Here is a 26456-nt window from a genome sequence, read left to right on the forward strand (position 1 = left end):
TCTTTCCTTTCAAGGTCATTGTGCTGAGATGGTTGCGTTTTCATTCCACGTGAGCGGTCTAAGGAGTTTTTATGAAGCGAATTCTTAAATATGACTGGGACGCCATTGCTGGGATTATTGCGGCTGTTGCAGCAATTCTCATGCATTTTCTGCATATTGTTGAATCCGACGTTCTCTTAATGATCGCTGTCGTCCTCATTGCCCTACTCTTCTTGAGGGATTTGCGACGTGAGCGCCAGGGTGAACATCTCGGTGAGTGCCTGACGAGGACAGAACAGTCAATTAACGATATTTTGACATACATTCAGCCTCATGATGTTGTCTTGGTCGGGCCGCAAAGAATTCATCACTCAATGGAAGATTTCTCCCGTCGAGCTTGCAACGAAATGCTCTGGTTTCATGTATGCCCCTTGATGTTCAAGCGTCAATTAGTCTTCGATGCACTGCTGAAAACAGCAATTGAAAATACCAAAGTCAAATCGATTCAGTTTATTCTTGATCACAGTGACCGGGAAATTTGGGAAAAAGAAGTAGCTCCCAAGATCAACAATTGCCCGAGTGGAAAAAAGGTCCGAGAAACAATCTGGACTTCCATCTCAGATGGAGTTTCGGTGATCATTTCCGATATCGATAAAGAAGGAAGGGCTGAATGTTTGTTGAGTTTCTGGGGAGAACCCTTCATGGCGCGCACGCTCAATAACAACGTTCCCCGGTATATCTTTCATGTTCAGAGTCATTCCGAATTGATTGGACGCATGATTGAGGTCGTGAGAAATTATCGAATATCAGAGCGAGGATCAAATATTGTTGAAAATATTTCATAGCTGAATTTTACATTTATAATATATAAATGTCTGCAAATATTCACTTGTAGTTTACGGTATATTTATCAAATAAAAATAAGATAACGTGCAGAAATTCGATTCATGTAATAGCAAATTTTATTTTTCATTATTCATCTGTAAAAGTAACAGGTTTTTTACAATTACCAAATAATTATACCACATATCGATAACATCGAATACTTAAAGATATTAACCCGTGATAGTTTAAAAAGTATCGCTCTTAATGTGGCAGTAAGACTGTCTTGTTTTCAGCGGAATTGATGATTAAAATAATAAAGCAATAGATTTATCCAATGCATGTAATTTTTAACAAAAAGAGATGACAATTTCATTTGGCGCTTCTCAGGAAGCGCATCAGCTAGAAGCGTCCATTTAATCACGACCTAATCAGCAAGTCGCGTTATTGTTGATATGTGGTTAATATTATAAACTATTTAACAACGAGGGCAAAAATGAAACAGGTTAAAATCGACCAAGATGAATGTATCGGCTGTGGAGCCTGCGTAGAGCTATGCCCGGACATTTTCGCCTTTGATGACGATCAAAACAAGGCGTATGTCACCGTTCCCGAAGGAGGCAATCAAGAATGTATTAACGAGGCGATTGCCTCGTGTCCTGTGAGTTGTATCAGCAATGAGGAGGAATAGGCCCGAAAGCGTCCTGCCCGGAAAACTTGGTCAAAGTCCGAGGCGGTGCAATTCGCAATCTCCGCATTGAGGTCACATTCTTTACTGAAATCTGTGCAGTCAAAAAACCTGCTTATCGAACAACCATATGAGGTTTGCGATGATCACTGAGTTGAAGAAAACTCCCATTCGTCCGCAAGTCCTGATCTCTTTGACCTTCGCTGGGCTCTTACTCGCTTGCGGGGCGAACTTTTTGATCTTTCCAATTTTTTTCGAACGAAATTACTTGGAGTGGTATCTGAGTGCGGGACCGATGATTGCGTTGGCAACTGCAGCGTTTGGTGCGGCTTGGGGAAGCCTTGATAAGAACCCTGCGCTCATATCGGCAAACCCTCTCACCTACTTCGGTGCGTGCCTACAGGTCGCAGGCCTTCCACTCTATTCGCTGGGAGCACACTTGAAATCAGGCAACCGTGTTGAGCCTGTTGGATTCGAAGTTGTTCCGGTTAGTTGCCTAGCATTCTCGCTTACGATTGCGATATTCGCCTGGCTGTTCTTTATTGTCCCGGCACAATACTTTCTCTTTCTCGTCACCGGGTCTCTGTCACGAATTGCACAAACATCTACTGCGCAGACATCCGCTCGTATTCAGTCAGGGCAAGTTGAGATTCTTGAATCCGGCCCGGATGATCGCCCAATGCCAGAGGATGGATGGTGGGATGCAAGTCTTAGAAATAAGCCAGTTACCCTGGCAAGTGCATTTGGGGCCGCAATCCTGTTTCTGCTGCATCTCCTTTGGAATTATTGATTGGGCCGTTATTCACCGAACACGGTCAAATCTATTATATGCCTTAAAGCCAAAGTAGCTGAACATACCCTCTTTCTTCTCAACAAATGGAGGTGATACACCGGAGATATTGTTCGGTTTTGAATCGTCAGTATCGTAGGGAAACACAATTTGACTCTTAAATAATCATTCGAGCCGCGCCTTCCGCGTCTCATGTTATGGAGTGACGCTATGCCCAGGTTTGACAACGGTGATACACCGGAAAATGGCATTGTACCGGAACAGGGCGAATTTCTGAATCCCACCCCCATGCTTGCCGAATTGGAAAAAGGCCCGTGGCCCAGTTTTGTCAGTGGTTTCAAACAACTGGCAGAAAGGACACGTAAACCGATGCTTCGCGGTGTCATCGACCAACTTGAATATTCCTACCAGACAAAAACCGGCTATTGGGAAGGTGGCTTGGTGACCGTACGCGGCTACGGCAGCGGGGTTATCACCCGCCGTTCAAAAATCCAAGACAAATTTCCTGAAGCGCATGAATTCCACACACTGCGTGTGCAACCAGCACCGGGACTCCATTACAACACCACGATGTTGCGCGATCTTTGCGACACCTGGGAAAAACACGGCTCGGGTATCATCGCATTGCATGGACAGAGCGGTGATATCATGCTGCAAGGTATCGAGGAATCCCGGGTTCAAGAGTGTTTTGATGCCATAAACCAGGCGGGCTGGGACCTCGGAGGTGCCGGTCCAGCTATGCGAACTTCTGTCTCTTGTGTCGGACCTGCTCGCTGCGAACATGCTTGTTATGACACATTGAAGGTTCACTTCAACGTGTTAAAACATTTCACCGGTGATATTCACCGGCCTTCGTATAACTATAAATTCAAATTCAAATTTTCCGGGTGCCCCAATGACTGCACCAACTCCATATTTCGTTCCGATATGGCAGTTATCGGAATCTGGCGAGATTCCATACAAGTAGATACCGAGGCTGTGTCGACGTGGATTGCACGAAACGGGATTGATGATCTGGTAAATAATGTCATCAACCGGTGCCCTACCCAGGCCCTCTCTCTAGCCGGTGAAAACCTGGTAATTGACAATGGCTGCTGTGTGCGGTGCATGCACTGTATCAATGTGATGCCAGGGGCGCTGTCCCCCGGCCAGGAAAGAGGAGTGGCACTGCTGCTTGGCGGTAAAAACACCCTCAAGGTCGGGGCAATGGGGGGCACGTTGATTGTTCCCTTTCTCAAGATGGAGACGGATGCAGATATCAGCGCCTTTATATCCCTCAGCCAGGGCATAATCGACTGGTGGAACGATAATGGTTTTGAGCACGAGAGGGTGGGCGAAACTATTGAAAGGGTCGGCCTCAAGCATTTTCTTGACGGTGTTGGCCTCCAAGCCTCTATCGACATGGTAACGAGACCACGAAGTAATCCGTACTATAAATCAGAATATTGACGTCTCTTTTCATTTTTCAGTGACGCCTTTCAAAGGTCGCATTCTCGGTCACATTCATAATGGAGCAACAATGAGCGATCAAAAGCCCTGGAAAACAATCGAGTCAGGCCCGTATGATTATCGACAAGCACTCCATCCCGTGGTCAGAAAAAATTACGGCAAATGGAAACACCATGAAATGCCCAGGCCCGGAGTGCTGAAACACACAGCTGCGAGCGGTGACGTTCTTTACACGGTCAGGGCCGGAACACCTCGCCAGGATTCTGTGGACCTGATCCGGAGGATATGCGATGTAGCAGACAAATATGCTGATGGTTATCTCCGTTTCACCGTGCGTAACAATGTCGAATTCATGACCGCAGATGAGGGAAATGTAGAACTGCTGATTAGGGAACTTGAGAATATCGGCCTGCCGGTTGGCGGTATTGGACCGTGTGTCACCAATCTTGCCCATACCCAGGGTTGGCTGCATTGTGATATCCCTGCCACCGACGCCTCCGGGGTTGTGAAATCGGTCATGGACAATCTCTTTGACTATTTCACGAGTTGGCGCCTTCCAGCCAAGGTGCGAATTTCCACCTCCTGTTGCGCTATCAATTGCGGTGGCCAGGCTGATATCGCCATTATTGTCAAGCATACTCGGCCACCACGAATCAACCATGATATCCTTGCCAATATTTGCGAATTGCCAAAAGTCGTTGCCCGATGCCCTGTTGCCGCGATCCGGCCGACCGTGGTCAACGGCCGGCAATCCCTGATGGTCGATCATGAAAAGTGTATGTATTGCGGCGCCTGTTTTGGCGCCTGTCCAGCGATGGAGATCAACCATCCCGAACATTCCAAGATCGGCATCTGGGTCGGCGGGAAAAATTCCAATGCCCGCTCCCGTCCGGCAATGGGATGCTTGGTCGCGCAGAATCTTCCCAATAACCCACCTCGTTGGCCTGAAGTCAATGAAGTGGTTAAAAAAATCCTTGAGGTCTACGCCAAGGAAGGAAAACCCTGGGAACGACTCGGCGAATGGATTGATCGGGTAGGTTGGAAACATTTCTTTGCGGCGACAGATCTCGTGTTTGAAAAAGACATGATCGACACGTATCGACATGCACGAACCACTTTCAACCAATCGGCGCACATTCGTTTCTGAAACTTTTGATTCAAGGGTTGGCATGTATGGAAAATCCCCTCCGAAGTCCTGCCGATATGCTCGATTCGATCTTGAACTGGCAGTATCCGCCGTTTAAAGAAGAAAAAGGGGTTGATCGGGTTGTTGCCTTTGGTGATCACAGTCACAAATGCCCGGTCTATGTCCGGCAAACCCCACCGTGTACGGCCGCTTGCCCTGCTGGCAATGACATACGAGCTTGGTTGACCACGATCCAACAAACCGACCTGAAGGGACGCAACTGGAGAGAATCCTGCGAGCAAGCCTGGCATGTTGCCAGCAGAACAACGCCCTTTCCAGCCACCTGCGGTCGGGTCTGCCCTTATCCCTGCGAAACAGCCTGTAACCGCTCAGAAAAAGATCACCATGCCGTCAACATTGCGGCCTTTGAACGTTGGATAGGTGATTACGGCATCGAACACGGCCTTCAACATAAAAAACTGGTGTCCGACCCCATTGATCGAAGCATAGCCGTTATTGGCGCCGGGCCAGCGGGATTGAGCTGTGCTTTTCAGTTGGCCAGACGCGGATATTCGGTGACCATTTTTGAGGCTCTCGGAGATCCTGGCGGTATGCTTCGTTACGGTATTCCCGCCTTCCGTCTGCCTCGTCCTGTTTTGGATGCCGAAATCAGGGCGATCACCCGAATGGGGGTTGATATCATTTGCAACCATGCCATCGGCACCGAGAATGATTTCCAGGAAATTCGTTATCGATACGATGCGGTGTTCCTTGGGGTTGGAGCACACCAAGGGATTGAGCTGGACCTGGCAGGACAAAACGCCGCCAACGTCTTGAGCGGAATTACGTTTTTGCGCCGGATAAACAGCGGAGAATCAATGGACATCGGCAACAGGGTGGTTGTCGCTGGTGGTGGTAATACCGCTATCACCGCCGCCCGTGCCGCCAGGCGATTGGGCGCGGAAGTCACCATCATCTACAGAAGAACCCGGACAGAAATGCCGACGCTCGAAAAGGAGATCGAAGATTCTCTGCTCGAAAATATTGCTTTCCGCTATCTGGTTGCCCCGGTTGGTATTCGTGTCGAGCATGGGAGGGCAACAGCCGTCAAATGCGTGCAGATGGAACTTGGCAGTATCGACAGGACTGGCCGCCGAAGGGTTTCACCTGTAACCGGTTCTGATTTTGAGATTCCTTGCACTGCACTGATCACCTCTTTTGGTCAACGTCCGGAGACGGAACGATTTGGGATTGCAATGAACCCCAATGGCTGGTTGCAGCCGGACAACAACTGGTCGCTGGAACCAGGGTTGTATGCAGGAGGCGATGTTCTCGGGCTGGCTCTGGTGACCACCGCAATCGGTCATGGGCGCAAGGCGGCGGAGAGCATTGACGCACGTCTCATGAACCGGCATCCTCGTCGCTTGGCGAATCAAGAGATAATCACCCACGAAGCGCTTCGCCTCGAGTATTATTCAGAAGTGGAACGCTGCCGGAAACGCTCGGTACCAGCTGAGGATCGTTGCACACGAGGCCTCGATTTTGAACCGGACCTTGGCATCACCGAGGAACAGTTCAAAACCGAATCACAACGCTGCATGAGTTGCGGACTCTGCTTCGAATGCCGGCAATGCCTGATCTACTGCCCGCAGCAAGCTATAGTGGAATTCTCACGGAATCCCACTGGAGAGGTTATGTATACCGATTACAATCGCTGTGTTGGATGTCACATATGCTCACTTAGCTGTCCCTGCGGTTACATCAAGATGGGAATGGCAAAAGAACTTTGAGTCGAAGAAGAAACTATGGCAGACAGAGAATTCGAACAAAAGCTCCAGCAAGCGATCAATCGGTCCTCTCAATGGGCAGGCCATGGCTGGTCGATCACCTTTGGCCCTAGAGATGAGATTGTCTCCTCTCTCCAGCAGGCTGAGCAGCTTCCCGCCGACATTGTCTATCGTCAAGTGGCCATCGACTATTGGAATAATGTAGATCGGTTAGGACAGGAAGCCGCCGAATGGGGCAGACAAGCCATGCGCCATCTGCAGCAAAACAACCTCAATGCAGCCGAGGATGCTGTCTACTATGCCCGCTATCTAGAACGGCCAATAGCACAACAAACCTTGACTTGGGAGCCGGTTCACCTCTTTTTATACGAGAGGTTGAGTCATGCCGAGAAATGAAAACCTGAACAAATAATCAGAATACTCTTTTCAGTAGCATCTCGAGCATTGTGTTGATTTTAACAAAATGATCATTCGGAGCCGCATTGATCTGTTCCTCGGTCTGGATATAGCGACCTGGTACTAATTCATGTCTGCAATGATCGAGAATTGCTCGTATCGTTTCAGGGGTCGACTCCAAATGGAACTGCAATCCAAGAATGCGATTGTCAAACAAAAAAGCCTGGCTGTGGCAGCCTTCGCTTTCAGCCAAGTGGACTGCGCCTTCTGGAATATCAAAAGTATCCCCATGCCAATGAAAAACCGTTGTTTGATGCGGTAATCCATCAAGCAAATATGACTTTCTACCGTTCTCAGTTAGCGTGATTGGCAACCAACCGATTTCTTTTTCCTTGCCAGCAAATACCGGTGACCCTAGAGCATCTGCCAGTAGTTGCGCGCCCAAACAAATACCAATTGCAGATTTACCCGCATCAATTGATTGCCTAATCAGAATCTTTTCCGTTTTCAGCCAGGGATAATGGGCGTCTTCGTAGATATTCATCGGGCCACCCATTATCACAAGTCCATCAAACCAATCCAATTGAGGCAATTCTTCTCCGTCGTATAAATGCGTGACGGTAAGACGGTGCCCCTGTTCGACAATCCAATGCTCTATATGACCAAGTCCCTCAAAGGGAACATGCTGCAAGGCGTGTAATCGCAATTTAGTCTCCTTCCAACTGGAGCAACAGGTAAAGCTTCATACTTTCGTATTCAAACCTGCCGCAGGCAATCAATTTTCGCTTTTTATGATGGCGGTCAAATAGCTCTTCATTGCCGTGTCGGATGTCGCCACGTCCAGTGGGACCAGCTCATCGTTGACAAAAACATTCGTCGAGCTTCTCAGGTTATAGGGAAGAGCTTCCGGAGAATCGGCGCGGTGAATTTGCAGTTCCAACCCATCCTTAAAAATTTCCTGCATTTTTTGGGCTACACCTGTAGCCTTCTGGCAGCTTACTCAAGCGGGATTCCCGCTGTGGAACAGCAGCATTTTAACCATACAGACCTCCTTGGTTGTTAACGTGAATTCGGATCTTCCGGCCTCACGATTCCTAAATGGCGATAGATACAGGCCTCAACCTCTTCTTCGCTGACATTACCGCCTTCTACCACGATCTCATCGTTCACCATGATGGCAGGGGCCACTGGGAGATCGAGTGCAAAGTACTCATCGGTCTGGTATTCGGCTTTTGGCTTTGAAACGACATCAATGGTTACGTCATACTTTGTGCCCAACCTGGGCATCATCGCAAGAAAATTTATTCAAGAATTGCCGTTGGGCTCGTTGAGGAAAAATCGTACCAACATCACTTCTCCTTTTTTGTAGAAAATACTCAACCCTACATTATTTTTTAAAAATATCCGATTTCTTGAACGAATTCGAATTCAATTATAATCAGGTGCCTCTTGTAACGCCAGCAGTGCAAACCTCAGAAATAAGATTGTCACCCTGGCAGGCACATTTTTTCCGGATTTGTCAATCCGTTGAAAGTATTATCAGACTTGATCTGGATCAAGGAAATTGCCGGTTTTCTTGGTTACGATTGGAAGCATCGTAAGCACTATCAGGAGGCCCCATGGCAATCAACGACTTTTTCATGAACAACATCACCATCATCAGACGGGCGGTGCAGGCATCTTTCGCTCTCTTTACTCTTTATGCAGGATACCAATTTTTTCTTTTCTACCAGTGGAGCATGGGGCAAGGCGAATATGTTGCCAGGCCTCCGGCTGTAGAGGGTTTTCTGCCCATTTCCGCTCTACTGAGTCTGAAACGGCTCTTCCTCACCGGTGAATTCGACCACATCCATTCGGCTGGCTTAGTCATATTAATGGCCGCCCTGACTATTGGTTTGTTGGCAAGAAAGGGATTTTGCGGCTGGATCTGCCCGGTGGGATGCGCCTCCCATCTCGCGCAATGGTTGGGGGCCAGGTTGAAAATTCTGTTGAACATCCCAACCTGGTCGGCCTCTATTCTCAGCAGCCTTAAATATTTTCTCCTTGGCTTCTTTCTCTACGTTATCGTTTGGAATATGGACGTGGCTGCAATCACCTCATTCTTGCAGACACCTTACAACCTGGCGGCAGACGCCAAGATGCTCCAGTTTTTTCTTGCTCCCACCAGTCTCACCCTGGCTATCCTGATCTTTTTGGTGGCCATATCTTTTGTGCTTCCCAATTCCTGGTGTCGCTTTCTCTGCCCTTACGGTGCGCTGCTGGGCCTTCTTGCCTATTTTAGCCCCCTGCGGGTCAACCGCGATCCCGACAGCTGTATCGGTTGTCAAAAATGTGATCGGCAATGTCCTTGCGGAATCAAGGTCAGTCAAAAACAGACAGTTCGCTCTCCGGAATGCATTGGCTGTATTGAATGCGTGGCCGTTTGCCCCAAAAAGGATTGCCTGACCTTACAAGGACCGGCCGGGAGGAAAGTTGCTGCCTGGTTGCTTCCCGTGCTCACCGTGGTGATTTTTTTGGGATTCTGGGCGACGGCACTCTTCAGTGACCATTGGCAGAGCAAGGTCTCTCCTGAAACTTTTCGGCAAATCTATCAAATCGCTGAGCAGATCAGCCACCCAACATACTAGGTTGGTTGCGCAGCGAAGTCGATCCAGAAAAAAGGAGCAAGGCAAGACGTTCGTTTTATCTGACCGAGAAGGTACGGGGGGCAGAGGGGGCATTGCGCTCCACCTTTCTCAGCAAGGTGGCCATCTCGCCAGAAACCTTAGTGGCCACCAATGCCCTTGTTGGTCTCTTCTCTTTATGAGGCAAAAAACCTTTCTTCAAATGTCATTAACCGACAGGTTGCCGTGGACTATTGGAATAATGCTGAGGTGGAGTGGACGACATTGGCATGATCCAGCTCCATGCCGATGCAATCTCTAGCCATGAAGCAGCCTGGAACGAAGTCACCCCTTGGCTCTTTTAAGTGTTTTGGTGGGCAGGCAAGAAAAGCCTCCTCACCCTCGACCATGGTAGGCCTCGTTCCCTCCCTGATGCAGACCGTTTCCCGGAGAGCGCTTTCGCACAAAGCGGTTGCCGGTCAAAAAAGCCGTGCTTCTTCCGGTCAAGTGCTAACTAACCGCCGCGTGAAAAGCCAAAAATAGCAATCCTCTCTGGACAGCATCAAGCACTGGTGCAATTCCTGAAAGAATGAGATTTACCAGACCTTTCGAGAGCGCTATCTATCAGATCAATATTTCGCTGTAACCGTTGTACTGATTGCATTTTATCAAGGGCGTCAGCCCAATTATATCCTACAGCCATAATACCTGGAGTTTCAGGAACACTGGCGACATAGCCTTTACAAGCAGCATCCCAAACAATTTTCAATGAGAGCCGGGGAAACTCTTTTTTTTCCAGCCACGGCTCCTTGAGCTGTGGAGCCTCCCCGAACATCTCAAAATATACTTCAGGACAATCACGCCTCACGGCTTCATGGATTGGGCTCACATCTTCCCCTAATCTTTTACTGAGCTTTGCCACTGTATTACTCGGATCAAATCCCCAGCCTAAACACCATCGGCCAAAAGAATAACCCCTTTTCTTGAGTGCCTTTTGCAAACGGGAATCGATATTGTAAAAGTGACTATACTCACTTCTTGGCATCAACGGGATCAATCTGGCATCACGTAGTATTCCGTGGACGAATTCAATCCGTATTTGCTTGAGAGCATTTGCAATTTCAATTACGCTCATCCCGCTGGTAAACGCGGTACCTATTTTTGCATGATGAATACGCTCCAAATCCTTTACTTGCAAAAATCCATCAGTAATCATAAAGAAAATCACCTTGCCGATCAATTGTAGGCGTTAAAAAATTAATTCCCTTACCAATGGCGACATCCAACATCAGCACTTCCTGGCCATTGAAATATACTTCATTTACAATCGAGCCATTTCGCTGCAAAGAAATATGAAGGAAACTTTTTTTGTTTTTTTGGCGAGCTGCAAAGTTGAGGATTTGCGTCTCGCTACCGTTCCCACATGTTCCATTGGGGTGATGCCGGATTATTTCTGTTGCAAGATCAATCTTGCTGGCCTCTTTCCCTGATCGTTTCCAATATCCTTGCATAAAATAAATCAGGGAGGATTTGATCAAAGATAGCTCCTGAAGATTTCCCCGGACGGGAAAATCCCAAAATTTAACCAAGGTTTTTACCTTTCTCTCAAAATGTGTCCTTTTCCGATTATTTGCATCCTTATATTCGGAACGCTCGAGTTCAGCCCTGATTTCAACCTTGATGGCCCCAAGTTCAAATACAATCATTCTTTTCCTCCACCTCGTGCCATAACTTCATCAAATAGGATGGGGACACTTTAAGCTTATGGGATTTGAGCAAGTACTCGGCAATTGGGCGGAACCCCATTCCTGCCACCTTCAGCTCTTTGACCACTCCCCAGCGGGCAAGCACCTTGCGCTTTATGACGGGAGTGCGGCCACGATTGAGCAGCAGTTCGGCGGCCTTGGACCGACGGAGATGGATAAAATCTGTATACTGTTCTTTCTGAGCAACACGGTATCCCTTCCCCTTGATGGTGTCCCAGCCAGATTGGCGCGCAGCCAAAATAAATGTGCAATACTTATTGATTCGCCCAGGTAAATCAGGACGCTCTTTATGGAGTTGAAATGATTTTTTAACCCCGGTCTGAAAAATCCCTACAATCTTCTCTTCGGCAAGTGAAGCAACCCAGGATAACAGATGCTTTCTCTCTTTGGCGGTTAGCCCGGTAATTGGATTCAGCAAATCATCAATATCCATCTCATCCACAGGTATAGGTCAAGGTTTCCCGCATCCGAAAATGCGCCGTTTCCAGTGAAGTTTGCTGCAAGGCCTGCTCATGGGACAATCCATGATCGACACACTCCAGGTAACGCTCTTGAGCAAAATTATGTTTGAGCCCATGGCTGCCACGGCCAACCGCATACTGCCCAGTTTCCCGGGCCGCTCTATTGATGGCTTCCACGTAGGAGTGGTATTCGCTTTCCAGCTTGCTATGAATCTGAATGTATTTTTCCAGGCGGTAATAGGTTTCCAGGGAGATATAATGATCGGTTTCCTTCCCGCCTTTTTCTGTAGCGGTCACGATACCCATAGCCTTTCCAGTAACCAAATCCTTCCCTGTGCCGTGGAGTCCTTTTTTTATAAGAGGATTTTTTAGGCGGCGATTACTAGGTGCACCAACGCCTTCGGCTCGCAAACCGCCTTCATACTGAAGCGAGGCTTGCAGCTGAAATGTAGGATCGGTGATCCTTTCGATCAGCCGGAGAGGATCTGGATAGGCCCGATTCCCAAAGACCTTGCTTGATTTGGGCAACTGAGCCTTACTTTGTGCATAAAATTTCATGCGTAAATTTTTCGTTTCCAAAGGGGCCACATCAAGGCCATGACGCCCAATGTAGAGATTTATTGCATATTCAAGTTTTCCCAGTGCGGACAGTAGGGTCTCCATGGTCTGTCGAGATCTTTTCTGAGCAACATAGCACTCTAGTTTTTCAGCCAGATACGCAGCCATCTCCTCCGCGACCATCACAGTGTCTAGCAAACTGACCTGCCCTTTCTCAAGCAAGCACTGAACAAAACGATGGGTCTCATATTTATAGACCTTCCAACTTCCAAAGGAATAAATCCCGCCCTCATGGGCATCCACTTTCGCCAAACGAAATGAACGAATAGAGTGAAATATTGCCTCAACCTGCGAATGGAGAGATCGCGGCCAACGATGCGTCATAACTACTCCTTAACTTCTGAACCCCATTAGCCGTTTCCGGCCGACGTGCTGATGAGATGACATGCTTTTTTTGGCGCCAGCACAAGATGCGCCGAAGGTAGCAGATCCTTCAATTAGAACCCCATCAATTTAATTGCTCTATGCGCGAGATCCGGGGATCCATATGGCTCTCAATCGCACAGGTACTCTTGGTTTCAGATCAAGTTAACGCCTTGCCAGGGCGCTTGACTCAGGGGCACATCCCTGGTCAACATCGACAATATCTGCCAGCTATAACTTTCACCAATGACGATCACTCAAGGAGAGTACCGGTCCTCAAGATGAAAGGGCTTTCAACTTAGGTCTGCCAATCCCTTTTGGGTGGAGTCTGGTGGTCGGCCCCTACAGGCACTTTGCACACGCAAATACTCCGGTCTAAATGGTACTTAAAAAGTTGATCACGAACTGTTTTGTTATGTTCACGAACAAGTGGTAACTAACTGCAAAAATAGAATTTACTTCCAATCCATCATTCTCATTAAAACGCCCATTGTGTTCATTTGTGAGCACCTTTTCGAAAGGAGTGTAACGGCATATCCTGATAGCCAACAAACGGATTGAAATTTTCCGACTATTTATTTCAGTCTATCTTGAATCACTCTTGAGGCAACTGCGCATGCATCTATATCTATAGATACAAGTTGATCGCATTTAACATACTGTAATATATAGATAATTTTACCATAAACACAAATTCTTATAGCTTAAGAGGGAGAGGAAGGCAAACTTAAAAAAATTCTGGTTTTCATTCGGGAAGGATTTTTGAAAATAAGGTGGGAGGGGAATTGTCGAACTGAGGATGTAGCAGATTGATGTAATGAATTAATCGATAGTAACAGATTTCTGGAGCCACATGTCACCGGCATGTAACGGAAAAAAAAAGGGGTTAAGTCATAATGACTTAACCCCTTGAATTTGTTGGTAGCGGGGACAGGATTTGAACCTGTGACCTTCGGGTTATGAGCCCGACGAGCTACCAGACTGCTCCACCCCGCGTTGCAATCCGGTGATATTAACCTATTGAGGAGAAAAGTCAACTATTCAGTTGGCTCGCCGCATCTTTTCCGACAATCGCCGTAATCTTTTCCAGGACCACGGGTGGAAAAGCCGTTAATTTTCCCTGACGGTTGACGCAGGCGTGGCTGGTAAACCCTTTCACTAATAAGGTTGCCCGACCATCCTCGTTCAGGCGGGTGATGGCATAATGAAAACGGCACGTTACCTTACTGACCTCCACCAATGAAGCGGCAATGGTGAGCAGATCGTCGTAAGCGGCCGGGGCCTTGAATCGAAGATAACTTTCCGTCACAGGCAGGATGCACCCCAGCTCCTCAATGGCCTTATAAGGCAGGGCCCATGCGCGCATCATCTCGGTGCGACCTATCTCAAAATAACGGAGATAGGTCGCATTATAGACCACACCCGCCGCATCGGTATCACCATAGATCACCCGACAGGTGGTGGAGAATACTGGTTCCACCAAGCCGACGGCCAGCTTACTCATCACAGCCCTCGCGTTCGACAAAGCGGCGAAAAAAAGCTGCTCCGGAAGGCAGATCCAACCTGTTCTCCTGAACTGCCGCCAGGACATTGGCTTCGGTGTAGGTCCGATAGGAAGGGACAGCAACTCCCCGTGAATCATAGAGAAACATGGGCACCGGCCAATCCTCGTGGGTGCGGCGATGCACCGGGGTGTAGTGGTCCATGGTCACCACCAGACGAAACGGCTCGCCACGACGCTCCATTTCCTCGACGATTGGAGTGACGATGCGTTGATCAAAATCCGCCACAGCCTGGACTTTCTCCCGCGCCAGCCCCTGATGGCCGGTTTCGTCCGGGGCCTCGACATGAACCAGGACAAAATCGTCCTTGGCCAACACATCAAGCGCGGCCTGGGCTTTGCCCTCATAATTGGTGTCGAGGTAACCGGTTGCACCGGGGACATCAATCACCTCCAGACCACCAAGCACTCCCAGCCCTTTGAGCAGATCGACTGCCGAAATCAGACCGCCGCGGATGCCGAAGCGCTGCTCCAGAGTCTCCATGGACGGCCGCTTGCCCTCACCCCAGAGCCAGATGCCATTGGCCGTTCTTTTGCCCTGCCGCTCTCGCTCCCGGTTAACCGGATGACCGGCCAGAATCTCCGGCGTCCTTTCCATGAATGCACGAAAATCAGCCACCTGCTGATAGGCCTGAAAGAACCCTGCCACGTCCTGATCGGTATGGTCATGGGGCGGCACTGTGGTGAAATCTTCCGGCAACTCGCCATTGTAGACCAGGAGATGACGGTAACTGACGCCGGGATACAGGGCAAGCCGATCGTTGCCGCATTCGGCCTGCAGGGCTGCAATCAACTTCCGGCTTTCCTCAGTGGTGATGTGGCCGCTACTATAATCAACCATGATCATGCGGCCATCACCCGGCCTATCCACATGCACCAGGTTGCACCGAAAGGCGATCTCCTCAGGTGCCAGCTCCACCCCCAGACTGGCCGCCTCAAGCGGCGCCCGGCCGGTATAGTACCGTTCCGGCTCATACCCCATGAGGGAGAGATTGGCGACATCACTTCCCGGAGGATACCCCTCGGGCACTGTCCGCACCAGCAGCATTTCAGCCTGGCGGGCGAGACGATCCATGGTCGGGGTCGCGGCAGCTTCAAGGGGAGTCTGGCCGTTCAGAGATGGAATGGCGACATCACCCATGCCATCACCGATCAACAAAATATATTTCATAGTGTCACCGAAAGTCCATCCCAAGGGAGAGATTACTCCTCCTCGAGAATCCGGATCTTGACCACCGGCGCGGTAACGGTTTTCAACTGGCCGATCTCGCTCAAAGCGCCGCTCACCGCTGATTCCTTGGCGCTGTGCGTGACGATGACCAGAGGCACGGCGCCGACCTTCTTGCGGCCCTTCTGGATCACCGACTCGATACTGATCTCATATTTACAGAGAATACCGGCAATCGCCGACAGAACGCCGGGCTGGTCCAGGACGGTGAGCCGGAAATAATAAGGTCCATACAGTTCATCCATGGGCGTAATCCGCCGGGGCTGCATCTGCTCGGGCAGGTAGGACAGTGCCGGCACCCGGCCGATCGAGCCGCAGGCGATGTTCCGGGCTATGTCAACCACATCGGCGGCCACAGCACTGCCCGTAGGAATCATGCCAGCGCCCTGCCCGTAGAGGAGAACGTTACCGACAGTGTCGCCCTGGAAATGGATGGCGTTGTAGGCACCGCTGATCGAGGCCAAAAGATGGTTCTGCGGTACCATGGTGGGATGAACACGGGCCTCGACATGGTCGCCATGGTTGCGGCTGATGGCCAGCAGCTTGATCCGGCAGCCCAGTTCACGCGCCAGTTCGATATCCATGGGTTCGATCCGGGAGATGCCCTCGGTGGCGATCTGATGATGGGTGATCGGCGTTCCATAAGCGATGGTCATCAGAATAGCGAGCTTATGGGCCGTATCGATGCCTTCGATATCATAGGTGGGATCGGCCTCGGCAAACCCGAGCTTCTGCGCGTCCTTGAGCACCTCGGCAAAGGGGACGCCCTCATCGGTCATGCGGGTGAGGATGTAATTGGCGGTGCCGTTCATAATCCCCATGATCGAGAGAATTTTATTGGCAACCAACCCTTCTTTCAAGGCCTTGATCACCGGGATGCCGCCGCCGACGCTGGCCTCGAAGCCGACCTCGACCCCCATCTTGGCTGCTGCCGCGAAAATGTCAGCGCCTTCCTGGGAAAGCAGGGCCTTGTTGGCGGTCACCACATGCTTGCCGGCGGCTATCGCCTGCATGACAAAGGTTTTGGCCGGTTCAATGCCGCCGATCAGCTCGGCGATGATGTCGATTTCCGGATTATTGATCAGTTCCATGGCGTCCCTGGTCAAGGGAATATCACTGAACCGCTCCGGTAAAACGGTGGTGCCGTGATCGGCGATACCCGCCAAGCGGATCACCATTCCGGTGCGCCTGACCAGCCGCTCCCGCTGCGACAGCAGCACTTCCGCCAACCCCTTGCCCACAGTGCCAAAACCAATCAATCCGACCTTGATTTCCTTCATACCTGTCATCACCCGAAAAAATTGAAGAAGAGACGTATCTGGGCCATTTTCTACCCTCTTTCCCGCGCCTTGTCAAAAAGTATGCTCCGGCCAATCTCTGCTCAAGAATAATCCTCTGCCCGTTCCCGCGTATTACGCATCCGAGCCAAGGTTGTTGTCCGAGCAATAACCCGCTGAATTATTGGCATAAGCCGCAGCTATCACTTCCCTTGATTGCAACCATCATTTTTCGTGGCACATTCATCCAAGGTACTGTATATTCATCGCCCTGATGAGAGGTCATTCATTTTCCGACCCTTTTTTTAGGTAACTATATAAAGATGTTATCCAATCATTCTTTGAATCTAACATGGAGGAAGCCGGCATGAACATCCTTACTTTCGGTCCGAACGGCAGCGGCAAAGGCACCCAGGGCGCCATCGTCAAAGAAAAATACGGCATCGATCACATCGAATCAGGTGCCATTTTCCGCGAGCACATCAAGGGCGGCACCGAGTTGGGCAAAAAAGCCAAAGCCTTTATTGACCGCGGCGACTTGGTTCCCGACGAACTCACCATCCCGATGGTGCTCGAGACCTTGGGTAAATCGAAAGAAAAAGGATGGCTGCTCGACGGCTTTCCCCGCTCTTTGGCCCAGGCGGAAGCTTTGGACAAAGCCCTGAAGGATGCGGGCATGAAACTTGACTATGTTCTCGAAATCACCCTGGATCGGCAGATTGCGAAAGATCGCATCATGGGCCGTCGCCTCTGTGCCAACGATAACAACCATCCCAACCACATCGCCTTTGAGGCCATCAAACCGGTTGAGAAGGATGGCAAACTGGTCTGCCGCGTTTGCGGCGGCGAGCTTTCCGCCCGCGCCGACGACCAGGATGAAGAGGCCATCAACAAGCGCCATAACATCTACTACGATGAAACCACCGGCACCATGGCCGCCGTCAACTACTTCAAGGGCTTGCCCGGCTCTGCGGTGATTTCCGTTGATGGTTCCAAAAACATCAAGGAAGTGTCCGAACTCATCATGAAGCAGTTGCCGTAACCTTCCCATCCATTCGTTGTCAAAAACGTTTTCGTGCCCTCGGGTGCGAAAACGTTTTTTTGTTTGACAGCCTCCTGTTTTCCTTTATGGTTGGAAACATGAAAACACTCCTTTCGACCAATCTGGTCCAGTCCATCATGGCCAAGGAGGCCTTTATTAAAGAGGCCGCTGACGATATCATCCGACTGACCGAGTGGATACGGGAGGTGTTCGAAGATGGCGGCAAGCTGCTTATTTTCGGCAATGGCGGCAGCGCTGCCGACGCCCAGCATCTGGCGGCCGAGTTCGTCAACCGCTTCCTTATCAACCGGCGGCCTTTGCCCGCACTCGCCCTGACCACCGACACCTCGGTGATCACCTCTATAGCCAACGATTTTTCCTACGAGTTGATCTTTGCCAAGCAGATCCAGGCCTTGGGCAAACCCGAGGATTTGGCCCTGGGCATTTCCACCTCCGGCACCTCGGCCAACGTGGTCAAGGCCATGCAGACGGCACGGGACATCGGCATGAAAACCGTGGCCCTCACCGGCGGTACCGCTCGCCCGGGAGGCGACCTGGCCGCCATCTGCGACATGGTGCTCAATGTTCCCTCGGACTCCACCCCCCATATCCAGGAAGCACATCTCTGGGTGGAGCATGTGCTCTGTGAAATCGTCGAAAAACAAATGTTCGGCGCTTCCTGATTCCCTCGATCGGTCCCTTCCACTTTCGCAACAACCATGGCACCCTATCCTCCCCTCCCTCTTGATTTCAGCGGCTTGCACACCTATTCGGTCCATGGCCGCCACTCCAAGGTCAGTGTCGATGACTTTGCCACTCCCGTGTATCCGGGAATGACCGTGCGCCAGCTCCTCGCCGCCCTCCCCGCCCAGTTGGCCGGTATCGATTTTCCGGATCTGGTCCAGCGGATCGGCGAGGCCCATCGCCAACGCCGGCCGGTGATCCTCGGCATGGGCGCCCATGTGATCAAGGTGGGGCTCAATCCGATCCTGATCGACCTGATGCGGCGGGGCATTATCACGGCACTGGCTCTCAACGGTGCGGGCATCATTCACGACGCTGAGATCGCCATGGTCGGCCGGACCTCGGAGGAGGTGGCCGATGTCCTCGGCGCCGGAGCCTTTGGCGCAGCCAAGGAAACCGGGGAAGTGCTCAACGGAGCTATCATCGCTGGGGCCGAGCAAGGCATCGGCATCGGTCAGGCCGTGGGTGAAATGCTCTTGGCCAACCGTTTCCCCCACAACGACATGAGCTTGCTCGCCATGGCCGCTCAGCTGGAAGTGCCGGTGACCGTCCACGTGGCCATGGGCACAGACATCATCCACATCCATCCATCAGTTAACGGTGCGGCGATCGGCCAGGCTGGCCACCATGATTTCCGGGTTTTCTGCCGGCTGGTGAGCGAACTGGAGGGCGGTGTCTATCTCAACGTCGGCTCAGCTGTGCTCCTGCCCGAGGTTTTCCTCAAGGCCCTGACTGTGGTTCGCAATCTCGGCCATCAGGTTAAGCGGTTCACCACCGCCAATTTCGATTTTATCCGCCACTATCGCCCGGCGACCAACGTGGTCCACCGCCCCACCCTGGAGGGCGGCAAGGGGTTCCACTTCACCGGCCACCATGAGTTGATGCTGCCACTCCTGGCCGCCGCCCTTGTCGATGAAATTGACAAATAACCATACGGGCGGTATATGGCCGCTACCGTACTTATCAAAGATCGCTAGCCGCCATTGCCACAGGACCGGTGCATGAGAACATTGCTGCGCATAGGGACGCGCGCCAGCCTGCTGGCCGTCACCCAATCCACCTGGATCAAGAACCAGATTGAACACGCCCATCCTGGAACCCAGGTCGAACTGGTGAAAATAACCACCAAGGGCGACCGTATCCTCGACGTACCGCTGGCCAAGGTCGGCGGCAAGGGTTTGTTTGTCAAGGAAATCGAGGACGCCCTCCTGGCCGAAGAGGTTGACCTGGCCGTGCATTCGATGAAGGATGTGCCCACCGAACTGCCGGCAGGGTTGCATATCGGCATTATCCCGGTGCGTGAAACTCCCAAGGATGCCTTGCTTTCGGTCAAATATGCCTCCGTTGAGACGCTTCCCCAAGGAGCCACTGTCGGCACCTCCAGCCTGCGGCGTAAATCGCAGCTGGCGGCTATGCGGCCTGATCTCAACATTGTCGATCTGCGCGGCAACATCGATACCCGGTTGCGCAAGCTCGACGAGGGTCTCTTTGATGCCATTATCCTGGCCGGGGCCGGGCTGCATCGCCTGGGCTTGGAGCATCGGATCACCACCCTGCTGGAACCGGAGCAGATGCTGCCGGCCATCAGCCAGGGCGCGCTCGGGATCGAGCTGCGCCGTAACGACACCGAGCTGTTTGCCGGGCTGCAATTTCTCCACCACCGCACAACAGCGATTGCCGTTGCCGCCGAACGTGCCTTCCTTCTACGTCTCGAAGGCGGCTGCCAGGTGCCCATCGGTGCCCATGCCACCCTCTCCGGCACCACGATTACCCTGACCGGATTGATTGCCGCTATTGACGGTCGTCGCATCCTCAAGGAAACAGCAACCGGCCCGCTGGATCAAGCCGAGGCACTGGGCCTCTCTTTAGCCGACACGCTGCTGACCAAAGGCGGCAAGGCTATCCTCGACGCGGTCTATTGCGCCGAATCCCCGGCAACGAAATAACCTTTTTCTTCTTTTCTCACAGACGACGGACACCGTGACAACAAACGATTCCCCCCTGCAACCGGCAAACGGCAAAGTCTATCTCGTCGGTGCTGGACCCGGCGACCCCGGCCTGATCACCCTGCGCGGTAAATACCTGCTGGAACGTGCCGAGGTGGTGGTCTACGACTACCTGGCCAACCCCAAACTGCTCAGTTATGTGCCGAAAAACGCGCAGTTGATCTATGCCGGCAAAAAAGGCGGCGGCCTCCATGCCTTTACCCAGGAAGGCATCAACAAACTCCTGGTCGAGCTAGCCAAACAGGGCAAGATGGTAGTCCGCCTCAAGGGCGGCGACCCCTTTATCTTTGGTCGGGGCGCGGAAGAAATTGAAGAGCTGGTTGGCGAGGGTATCGAGTTTGAGGTCGTTCCCGGCGTCACCTCGGCCACCGCCGCCGCCACCTATGCCGGTATTCCCATCACCCACCGCGAGTACACGGCCTCGGTGGCTTTTGTCACCGGCCACGAGGACCCGACTAAGAAATTCTCCAACATCTCCTGGGATAAACTGGCAACCGGTGTCGGCACCATTGTTATTTATATGGGGATCAAAACCCTGCCGAGCATCACCCAAAAACTGATCGACTTCGGCCGCTCCCCGGAAACCCCGGTGGCCGTGGTCCGCTGGGCCTCGACCCCGCAGCAGCGTTCGGTGGTCGGAACGCTGGCCACCATCTGTGATGTCGTGGCTCAGGCCGACATTAAGCCGCCGGCGCTGGTTATTGTTGGCGAGGTGGTCAAGCTGCGCAGTACCATCGACTGGTTTGAAAAAAGACCGCTGTTCGGTAGGCGAATCGTCGTCACCCGGACCCGCGAGCAGGCCAGCGACCTGGTGGCCCTCTTGGAGGAACATGGCGCCGAATGCCTTGAGTATTCGACCATCCACATCGAGCCGGTGGACGATTACCGAATTATCGACCGAGCCATTGCCGAGATCGCCGGGTATCAATGGCTGCTGTTCACCAGCCTCAATGCAGTCACCTATTTTTTCCAGCGGCTGGCCCATCTTGAGTACGACAGCCGTCATCTGGCTGGGACAAAAATTGCCGTGGTCGGCAAGGCTACCGCTGAAGAACTGTTGAAGCACGGTGTTAAGGCCGACCTCCTCCCTGAAAAATTCACAGGAGAAGGGTTGGCCGAATCCCTGGTCAAGACCGAAGTCAAAGGCTGCCGTATCCTCTTGCCTCGGGCTCTGCGGGCCAGCGAAATGCTGCCGGAGATGCTGACCGACGCCGGGGCCGAGGTCACTATCGCTCCGGTCTACCGGAACGTGCCGCCCCAGGGACCCAAGGAGGAGTTGCGTGATCAACTGCTCGAGGGTTCTATCGACCTGGTCACCTTCACCAGCTCTTCCACGGTGACCAATTTTCTCACCATGATCGATGCCGCCAACGACGACGAACTGCACCGGCTGCTTGACCAGGTGACCATTGCCGCCATCGGACCGATTACCGCGGAAACGCTGCGCGAACGCGGCCTGCGGGTGGACATCCAGCCCGAGCGGTACACCATCAGCGACATGGTGCAGGCAATTGTTGCCCACTACAAGGACAAACCGCGCCAGATTGCCTGACCCCCGCTGTTGCCGGATTCACCTGCCCTCAGCGAAGGCCTCCCCACCGCCGGACTCCCAATCCGGCCGTTCGCCAGAGGAACTGGATGACCAAGCCCTCCTCTGCTCCACCTGTGGCGCGGAGGTCACCCACCCGGGGCAGAGTATCACAGTCAACGGCCACCACAATCATGCCTTTTTCAACCCCGCCGGCATCGCCTTCGAAATTCGCTGTTTCAGCCAAGCGCCGGGTGTCGTTTCTCAGGGTGATCCTTCTCCTGAGTTCACCTGGTTTCCCGGTTCCAGCTGGCAAATCGCCCTCTGCGCCACCTGCTACACTCACCTCGGCTGGCTGTTCACCAACGGCAGGTCGTTTTACGGCCTGATCGCCGCCCATCTCATCTAAATCCATTATGTCTAAATCAAGCGAAACGAGAAATCTCCGCCAATAACGAGACTCCTCCTCGCTGTGCTCGTCGAAATTGACATCCGAGTAGATGCAACAATTCAGGATTCACATCGCGGGCCTGGACTGCTCTTTCTTCTCGTGTTTTTCCCTGAAGAATAAGTTTTCTCTTTCCTTTTTTTGTAAAACACATGAAGTTGAGAAAGTCGTGTCGTTCTACCGCACAACTGTTGAGAAACCCCTTTTGTTCTTTTGCAACCCCTTATCCACCCGTAACAGGAGCGCCCACCGTGAACGTTATTCTTTCGCGCACACCCTCTTCCGCCAGGGGCAGAGCCCGCACTTTGGCGGTCTCCCTTGCTGTTTGCTGCTGTTTTCTACTCATCGCCCCATGGACAGGCCAAGCCGCAGCCAAAACAGCCGCACCGGCAAAACGGCAGGCAATCGTCCTCCCGTTCGACGTCGAAATCCCCGGATCCTACGCCTACCTGAAAAACGGGCTTGCCAGCACCCTGGCCAGCCGACTCGCCTCCCGAGCCAATATCGCCGCCGTTGCCCAAGGCTCTGCGTCCGAACAGATGGCCAAGGCGCTGAAATCAGGAGACCATTCGGCTTTTGCTCAGCAACTCCGCCAATCCGGTGCCGACTACCTCATCATAGGATCGCTGGCGCCCAAAGGCGGCCAATTTGAGCTGACCAGCTATGTTTTCTCCCAGGCCTCCGGCCAAGCACCCAAAAAGTTCCTCCAGAGCTTCAACGCAGTCGACGATGCCATGACCGCGGTCGATGAGTTGGCCTGGGACATCAGCGGCGCGGTGTTTGGCAATGCCCGCCCCGAGACTATCGCACAAGCCGGAACCAAACAACCCGGTGGGATGGCCGCCTTTCAGACCGCCCATCCCGACCGCGCCTACCTCGACGGCCAGTTCGCCGGCATGACCACCGGGCTCGAAGCCGGCGGGCAATTCGAACTGGCGAGCAGTTTTCGCAGCAAGAACATTCCGGTAGAAACGATGGACATGAATGCCGGTGACTTGGACGGCGACGGCAAGGAAGAGGTTGTCCTGCTGACCAAATCCAGCCTGATGATTTACCGGTATGAAGACAGCCAGTTCCGCATGCTGGCCACCGTCAATCTGCCCAACCACCTCCGCTACCACTCGGTTACCCTGGGCGATCTGAACAAGAACGGCCTCCAGGAAATCTATATCAGCGGCAGCAACCAGGATCTCCCCGACTCTTCCGCCCTGGAATGGAATGGCAAAAAGGTGACGTTCCTTTTTGAACATGTCCGCTGGTATCTGCGGACCATGACTTCGCCGCGTGAGGCGCCGGTGCTGATCGGCCAGAAGAGTCTGGCTGGCAACCTGGAGAGCGGCGATATCCAGCAGATGAGCCTCAATACAAAAAATACTCTGACCGAGGGCCCACGACTGAACCTGCCCAAGGGGTTAAACATCTTTGATTTCGTCCTGGCTGACCTCGACGGCAGCGGCACCAAAGTTGTTGTCGCCATCAGCAACAACAACCGATTGCAGCTGTACGATTCCGCCGGTTCCGTACGTTGGACCAGTCCAGATACTTGCGGCGCCAGCAACAACTTCTTCGGCACCCTCACCAGCGCCAACAATTCGATTAATTCAGAAAAAGAGACCGCGTGGGTACGAACGCGCATAGTGGTCGCCGATCTCGACGGCGATGGGATCAACGATGTTCTGGTCGGCCGCAACCGCTTGGAAACCGTCACCTTCATGCCCAACCTTCGCTATTTCGACGGCAGTTCTCTTGCGGCTTTTAAATGGGACCGCTTCAGCCTGGTCCGCATCTGGGAAACCAAAAAAATTCCCGGCTACATCACCAACTACCAGGTTACCAACGCTGACAAGGGGAGCATGGAGTTCAGGGTGCTCTTTGCCGAGGCTGAGACCAATTATCCTTTTGTCTTCTGGAGTTCGGCCTCCACCTATCTCAACAGCTACACCCTGCGGGTAAAAACGGTTAACCAATGAGCGTTCGCAGCCGGTTGACAGGCTCACTACCAATGGGCCACTGACTTTTCTCAATGGAATGATTGTATCCACCAAGCCTGTCGAAGAGAGGAATAGCCATAGTTAAAAGGCTATCCCGGCGATCCGAAGATGGGCTCGATATGTCGACAAACACTCTCAGTTAAAATTTTTTTACTGCGGGTAAAAAAAACTTGACGACTAGGTAAAGTTACTCTATCGTGCAACCATAGATGATATGTCTAAAAGGTTTCTCGCGGTTGGGGAAACTCGCAATCAACAACTGATAAAAAGGAGAGGAATATGAAAAAAGTACTTTTGGCAGGTGCGGCCTTGATGCTGGTGAGCGGCATTGCCTCCACCGCCTCAGCCGCTGCAGTGACACCCGGCGTTGTCCTCACTGGAGATGCCCGCGTGCGTATGGGGTACAAAAATGACGCCTATGATTTCAACGACAGCAACGCCGATGGATCCCAGACCAATATGGATTCCCGATTACGTCTCAATATCAAAGGCACAGCTGCCGGCGGTGCCTATGCCTTTGCTCGGATTCGGATGATGGAAAACTTCATGGGAGACATGGACACAGATATCAGCCAAATCAATTCCCAGACACAAAACAACATTTGGGTCGATCAGGCTTACATGGGCATTCCGTTCAATGATACGATCACCCTGGAAATGGGTAAATATCGTTCCACTTACGGTCCTCTGCCGCTAACCTACAACTTCTTCTACGATGACGTCAATTCGTCCGGTGCCCGCGGCATCATTACCGTTGGCGATGTCGTCATCAATCCGTTCGTCGAGTGGATGGATGAAGCCCAGAATGCCACATTCACCACCGTCAGCACCATCGACCGGACAGAAGACAACGATGAGATTCGCTTCGGTGGCCACGTCAAAGCAAAAATCAACAAAGATTGGACCATCGGCGGCATGCTGGGTTACCAGGTGGATAACCGCACCGAAAATACTGGTAGGCTTAATACAGCTGGCACCGCAGTAATTGCTGCCGACATGAATGAGCCTAACGAAGGTTTGTTTGGGTCAGTTTATGTTAATGGGAAAAGTGGTGCATTCGGACTCGTTGGCGAATTGGGCGTTACCGATGGCGACATGAATGGTTTCAACAATTGGCGTGAAGATGGCAACTGGACCTCCAGAAGCTACATGACCACCTTTGGTGTTGTACCCTCCAACAACCAGATCTATGGTGACGCCGATTCGATCGGATCCAATGACACTGGTTTTGGTGGCTACGTTTTCCCCAATTACACCATAGACAAGTTGAACATAGGGCTGAACATTGGTTTCACCCAGAACGGCTTCATGCCTGACCGGGCCTTTGGATTTGTTATGCTCGGCGGCACCGACAACAGCTGGATCACCGCACAGCAAATTGGCGCTACCGGTGACTGGACGTGGGGTGGATTGGTCGTTTCATATCAACTCAATGAAGCGCTCAAACTGACCGGAAATTTGGTTTATGCTGACATTAATCCTTGGGAAGAAGCTGGTGACGGCCCAGGATTTGGAACAGCTGCCGCTACCTCTGCAAATACCGTAGCCCTTGATAGTGCATGGGAGCTTTCAGCAGTTCTCCAATACACGATCAGCAAGGGAATGGATGTATATCTTTCAGCTGGTTACTTGGATCCAAGTTTGACCTATATCAACCCCAATACCGCTCCTCTCGCAGAGGATGCAGCTTTTGGTGCTTTAACCCGATTCGAGCTTAAGTTCTAAGATTCTATAGAACAGCATCAGTCGTAAAAGAATAGGTGTGCCGGAAAATTTTCCAGCA

The 26456-nt window shown here is 51.9% G+C and carries 26 protein-coding genes and 1 tRNA gene; 16 read left to right on the top strand and 11 right to left on the bottom strand.

Annotation, left to right across the window (positions count from 1 at the left end; all coding sequences use genetic code 11):
• Nucleotides 1-71: 71 nt before the first annotated feature.
• From ACHZCX_RS07050 to ACHZCX_RS07080, 7 genes are all read left to right on the top strand, one after another.
• Nucleotides 72-824: a hypothetical protein gene (locus ACHZCX_RS07050; protein WP_319586528.1), complete on the top strand. Its 753-nt coding sequence runs from the start codon at nt 72-74 to the stop codon at nt 822-824.
• 473 nt (nt 825-1297) lie between these two features.
• The gene (locus ACHZCX_RS07055) at nt 1298-1492 is read left to right on the top strand and encodes a ferredoxin (protein ID WP_319586529.1); all 195 of its coding nucleotides are present in this window, start codon (nt 1298-1300) and stop codon (nt 1490-1492) included.
• A 139-nt stretch (nt 1493-1631) separates the two neighbouring features.
• Nucleotides 1632-2279 (top strand): hypothetical protein, encoded by a 648-nt coding sequence (locus ACHZCX_RS07060; protein WP_319586530.1) that lies wholly within the window; start codon nt 1632-1634, stop codon nt 2277-2279.
• A gap of 210 nt (nt 2280-2489) precedes the next feature.
• Nucleotides 2490-3728: a dissimilatory-type sulfite reductase subunit alpha gene (gene dsrA, locus ACHZCX_RS07065; RefSeq protein WP_319586531.1), complete on the top strand. Its 1239-nt coding sequence runs from the start codon at nt 2490-2492 to the stop codon at nt 3726-3728.
• A 70-nt stretch (nt 3729-3798) separates the two neighbouring features.
• The gene (dsrB, locus tag ACHZCX_RS07070; protein WP_319586532.1) at nt 3799-4875 is read left to right on the top strand and encodes a dissimilatory-type sulfite reductase subunit beta; all 1077 of its coding nucleotides are present in this window, start codon (nt 3799-3801) and stop codon (nt 4873-4875) included.
• A 26-nt stretch (nt 4876-4901) separates the two neighbouring features.
• Nucleotides 4902-6644, top strand: a complete 1743-nt coding sequence (locus tag ACHZCX_RS07075; RefSeq protein WP_319586533.1) for an NAD(P)-binding protein — start codon at nt 4902-4904, stop codon at nt 6642-6644.
• A 15-nt stretch (nt 6645-6659) separates the two neighbouring features.
• On the top strand, nt 6660-7037 hold the full coding sequence (locus ACHZCX_RS07080; RefSeq protein ID WP_319586534.1) for a hypothetical protein: 378 nt from the start codon (nt 6660-6662) through the stop codon (nt 7035-7037).
• A gap of 16 nt (nt 7038-7053) precedes the next feature.
• On the opposite strand, the gene ACHZCX_RS07085 is transcribed toward ACHZCX_RS07080, so the two are convergent.
• The 3 genes from ACHZCX_RS07085 to tsoC all read right to left on the bottom strand — a co-directional run bounded on the left by ACHZCX_RS07085 (nt 7054) and on the right by tsoC (nt 8390).
• Nucleotides 7054-7743, bottom strand: a complete 690-nt coding sequence (locus ACHZCX_RS07085) for a type 1 glutamine amidotransferase (protein ID WP_319586535.1) — start codon at nt 7741-7743, stop codon at nt 7054-7056.
• A 69-nt stretch (nt 7744-7812) separates the two neighbouring features.
• Nucleotides 7813-8079 (bottom strand): HSGNPxU motif (seleno)protein TsoX, encoded by a 267-nt coding sequence (tsoX, locus tag ACHZCX_RS07090; RefSeq protein WP_337661115.1) that lies wholly within the window; start codon nt 8077-8079, stop codon nt 7813-7815.
• A 17-nt stretch (nt 8080-8096) separates the two neighbouring features.
• Nucleotides 8097-8390, bottom strand: a complete 294-nt coding sequence (tsoC, locus tag ACHZCX_RS07095) for an NEPxGxxU motif selenoprotein TsoC (RefSeq protein WP_394708773.1) — start codon at nt 8388-8390, stop codon at nt 8097-8099.
• Nucleotides 8391-8656: 266 nt separating this feature from the next.
• Here tsoC and ACHZCX_RS07100 point away from each other — a divergent pair, with 266 nt between their 5' ends.
• A complete protein-coding gene (locus ACHZCX_RS07100) occupies nt 8657-9664 on the top strand; it encodes a 4Fe-4S binding protein (protein WP_319586538.1) in 1008 nt (335 codons plus the stop codon).
• 538 nt (nt 9665-10202) lie between these two features.
• Here ACHZCX_RS07100 and ACHZCX_RS07105 read toward each other — a convergent pair.
• The 8 genes from ACHZCX_RS07105 to ACHZCX_RS07140 all read right to left on the bottom strand — a co-directional run bounded on the left by ACHZCX_RS07105 (nt 10203) and on the right by ACHZCX_RS07140 (nt 16917).
• Nucleotides 10203-10856, bottom strand: coding sequence for a hypothetical protein (locus tag ACHZCX_RS07105; RefSeq protein WP_319586539.1), 654 nt, complete (start codon nt 10854-10856; stop codon nt 10203-10205).
• Nucleotides 10846-11346, bottom strand: coding sequence for a hypothetical protein (locus ACHZCX_RS07110; RefSeq protein WP_319586540.1), 501 nt, complete (start codon nt 11344-11346; stop codon nt 10846-10848). Before ACHZCX_RS07110 ends, ACHZCX_RS07105 begins: the two co-directional genes overlap by 11 nt.
• Nucleotides 11333-11839, bottom strand: coding sequence for a hypothetical protein (locus ACHZCX_RS07115; RefSeq protein WP_319586541.1), 507 nt, complete (start codon nt 11837-11839; stop codon nt 11333-11335). Before ACHZCX_RS07115 ends, ACHZCX_RS07110 begins: the two co-directional genes overlap by 14 nt.
• 1 nt (nt 11840) lies before the next feature.
• The gene (locus ACHZCX_RS07120) at nt 11841-12809 is read right to left on the bottom strand and encodes a hypothetical protein (protein WP_319586542.1); all 969 of its coding nucleotides are present in this window, start codon (nt 12807-12809) and stop codon (nt 11841-11843) included.
• 958 nt (nt 12810-13767) lie between these two features.
• Nucleotides 13768-13844, bottom strand: a tRNA-Met gene (locus ACHZCX_RS07125).
• 37 nt (nt 13845-13881) lie between these two features.
• A complete protein-coding gene (locus tag ACHZCX_RS07130; protein WP_319586543.1) occupies nt 13882-14352 on the bottom strand; it encodes a thioesterase family protein in 471 nt (156 codons plus the stop codon).
• Nucleotides 14345-15580 (bottom strand): cofactor-independent phosphoglycerate mutase, encoded by a 1236-nt coding sequence (locus ACHZCX_RS07135; protein ID WP_319586544.1) that lies wholly within the window; start codon nt 15578-15580, stop codon nt 14345-14347. Before ACHZCX_RS07135 ends, ACHZCX_RS07130 begins: the two co-directional genes overlap by 8 nt.
• 32 nt (nt 15581-15612) lie before the next feature.
• Entirely contained in the window at nt 15613-16917 is a 1305-nt protein-coding gene (locus tag ACHZCX_RS07140) for a homoserine dehydrogenase (protein WP_319586545.1), read from the bottom strand.
• A 364-nt stretch (nt 16918-17281) separates the two neighbouring features.
• Between ACHZCX_RS07140 and ACHZCX_RS07145 the strand changes: the two genes are divergently transcribed.
• The 8 genes from ACHZCX_RS07145 to ACHZCX_RS07180 all read left to right on the top strand — a co-directional run bounded on the left by ACHZCX_RS07145 (nt 17282) and on the right by ACHZCX_RS07180 (nt 26398).
• Nucleotides 17282-17956: an adenylate kinase gene (locus tag ACHZCX_RS07145; protein ID WP_319586546.1), complete on the top strand. Its 675-nt coding sequence runs from the start codon at nt 17282-17284 to the stop codon at nt 17954-17956.
• 98 nt (nt 17957-18054) lie between these two features.
• The gene (locus ACHZCX_RS07150; protein WP_319586547.1) at nt 18055-18639 is read left to right on the top strand and encodes a D-sedoheptulose 7-phosphate isomerase; all 585 of its coding nucleotides are present in this window, start codon (nt 18055-18057) and stop codon (nt 18637-18639) included.
• A 36-nt stretch (nt 18640-18675) separates the two neighbouring features.
• A complete protein-coding gene (locus ACHZCX_RS07155) occupies nt 18676-19629 on the top strand; it encodes a hypothetical protein (RefSeq protein ID WP_319586548.1) in 954 nt (317 codons plus the stop codon).
• 72 nt (nt 19630-19701) lie between these two features.
• Complete coding sequence (gene hemC, locus ACHZCX_RS07160; protein ID WP_319586549.1) at nt 19702-20646, top strand: hydroxymethylbilane synthase; 945 nt, start codon at nt 19702-19704, stop codon at nt 20644-20646.
• Nucleotides 20647-20680: 34 nt separating this feature from the next.
• A complete protein-coding gene (gene cobA, locus ACHZCX_RS07165; protein WP_319586550.1) occupies nt 20681-22258 on the top strand; it encodes a uroporphyrinogen-III C-methyltransferase in 1578 nt (525 codons plus the stop codon).
• Nucleotides 22251-22643: a cereblon family protein gene (locus tag ACHZCX_RS07170; protein ID WP_319586551.1), complete on the top strand. Its 393-nt coding sequence runs from the start codon at nt 22251-22253 to the stop codon at nt 22641-22643. Before cobA ends, ACHZCX_RS07170 begins: the two co-directional genes overlap by 8 nt.
• A gap of 290 nt (nt 22644-22933) precedes the next feature.
• Nucleotides 22934-24652, top strand: coding sequence for a VCBS repeat-containing protein (locus ACHZCX_RS07175; RefSeq protein ID WP_319586552.1), 1719 nt, complete (start codon nt 22934-22936; stop codon nt 24650-24652).
• Between the two features lie 300 nt (nt 24653-24952).
• Complete coding sequence (locus ACHZCX_RS07180; protein ID WP_319586553.1) at nt 24953-26398, top strand: hypothetical protein; 1446 nt, start codon at nt 24953-24955, stop codon at nt 26396-26398.
• Nucleotides 26399-26456 lie beyond the last annotated feature (58 nt).

Origin of the sequence: uncultured Desulfobulbus sp. (genome assembly GCF_963662935.2) — a bacterium.
Lineage (GTDB): Bacteria > Desulfobacterota > Desulfobulbia > Desulfobulbales > Desulfobulbaceae > Desulfobulbus.

Excerpts from the sequence above, each read along its gene's own strand:
- ACHZCX_RS07050 (WP_319586528.1), top strand. The coding sequence starts at position 72 with ATGAAGCGAATTCTTAAATATGACTGGGACGCCATTGCTGGGATTATT.
- ACHZCX_RS07155 (WP_319586548.1), top strand. The coding sequence starts at position 18,676 with ATGGCACCCTATCCTCCCCTCCCTCTTGATTTCAGCGGCTTGCACACC.
- ACHZCX_RS07060 (WP_319586530.1), top strand. The coding sequence starts at position 1,632 with ATGATCACTGAGTTGAAGAAAACTCCCATTCGTCCGCAAGTCCTGATC.
- ACHZCX_RS07140 (WP_319586545.1), bottom strand. The coding sequence starts at position 16,917 with ATGAAGGAAATCAAGGTCGGATTGATTGGTTTTGGCACTGTGGGCAAG.
- hemC (WP_319586549.1), top strand. The coding sequence starts at position 19,702 with ATGAGAACATTGCTGCGCATAGGGACGCGCGCCAGCCTGCTGGCCGTC.
- dsrA (WP_319586531.1), top strand. The coding sequence starts at position 2,490 with ATGCCCAGGTTTGACAACGGTGATACACCGGAAAATGGCATTGTACCG.
- ACHZCX_RS07180 (WP_319586553.1), top strand. The coding sequence starts at position 24,953 with ATGAAAAAAGTACTTTTGGCAGGTGCGGCCTTGATGCTGGTGAGCGGC.
- ACHZCX_RS07120 (WP_319586542.1), bottom strand. The coding sequence starts at position 12,809 with ATGACGCATCGTTGGCCGCGATCTCTCCATTCGCAGGTTGAGGCAATA.
- ACHZCX_RS07145 (WP_319586546.1), top strand. The coding sequence starts at position 17,282 with ATGAACATCCTTACTTTCGGTCCGAACGGCAGCGGCAAAGGCACCCAG.
- ACHZCX_RS07115 (WP_319586541.1), bottom strand. The coding sequence starts at position 11,839 with ATGGATATTGATGATTTGCTGAATCCAATTACCGGGCTAACCGCCAAA.
- ACHZCX_RS07110 (WP_319586540.1), bottom strand. The coding sequence starts at position 11,346 with ATGATTGTATTTGAACTTGGGGCCATCAAGGTTGAAATCAGGGCTGAA.
- ACHZCX_RS07150 (WP_319586547.1), top strand. The coding sequence starts at position 18,055 with ATGAAAACACTCCTTTCGACCAATCTGGTCCAGTCCATCATGGCCAAG.
- ACHZCX_RS07105 (WP_319586539.1), bottom strand. The coding sequence starts at position 10,856 with ATGATTACTGATGGATTTTTGCAAGTAAAGGATTTGGAGCGTATTCAT.
- ACHZCX_RS07080 (WP_319586534.1), top strand. The coding sequence starts at position 6,660 with ATGGCAGACAGAGAATTCGAACAAAAGCTCCAGCAAGCGATCAATCGG.
- dsrB (WP_319586532.1), top strand. The coding sequence starts at position 3,799 with ATGAGCGATCAAAAGCCCTGGAAAACAATCGAGTCAGGCCCGTATGAT.
- ACHZCX_RS07135 (WP_319586544.1), bottom strand. The coding sequence starts at position 15,580 with ATGAAATATATTTTGTTGATCGGTGATGGCATGGGTGATGTCGCCATT.
- ACHZCX_RS07100 (WP_319586538.1), top strand. The coding sequence starts at position 8,657 with ATGGCAATCAACGACTTTTTCATGAACAACATCACCATCATCAGACGG.
- ACHZCX_RS07055 (WP_319586529.1), top strand. The coding sequence starts at position 1,298 with ATGAAACAGGTTAAAATCGACCAAGATGAATGTATCGGCTGTGGAGCC.
- ACHZCX_RS07075 (WP_319586533.1), top strand. The coding sequence starts at position 4,902 with ATGGAAAATCCCCTCCGAAGTCCTGCCGATATGCTCGATTCGATCTTG.
- ACHZCX_RS07130 (WP_319586543.1), bottom strand. The coding sequence starts at position 14,352 with ATGAGTAAGCTGGCCGTCGGCTTGGTGGAACCAGTATTCTCCACCACC.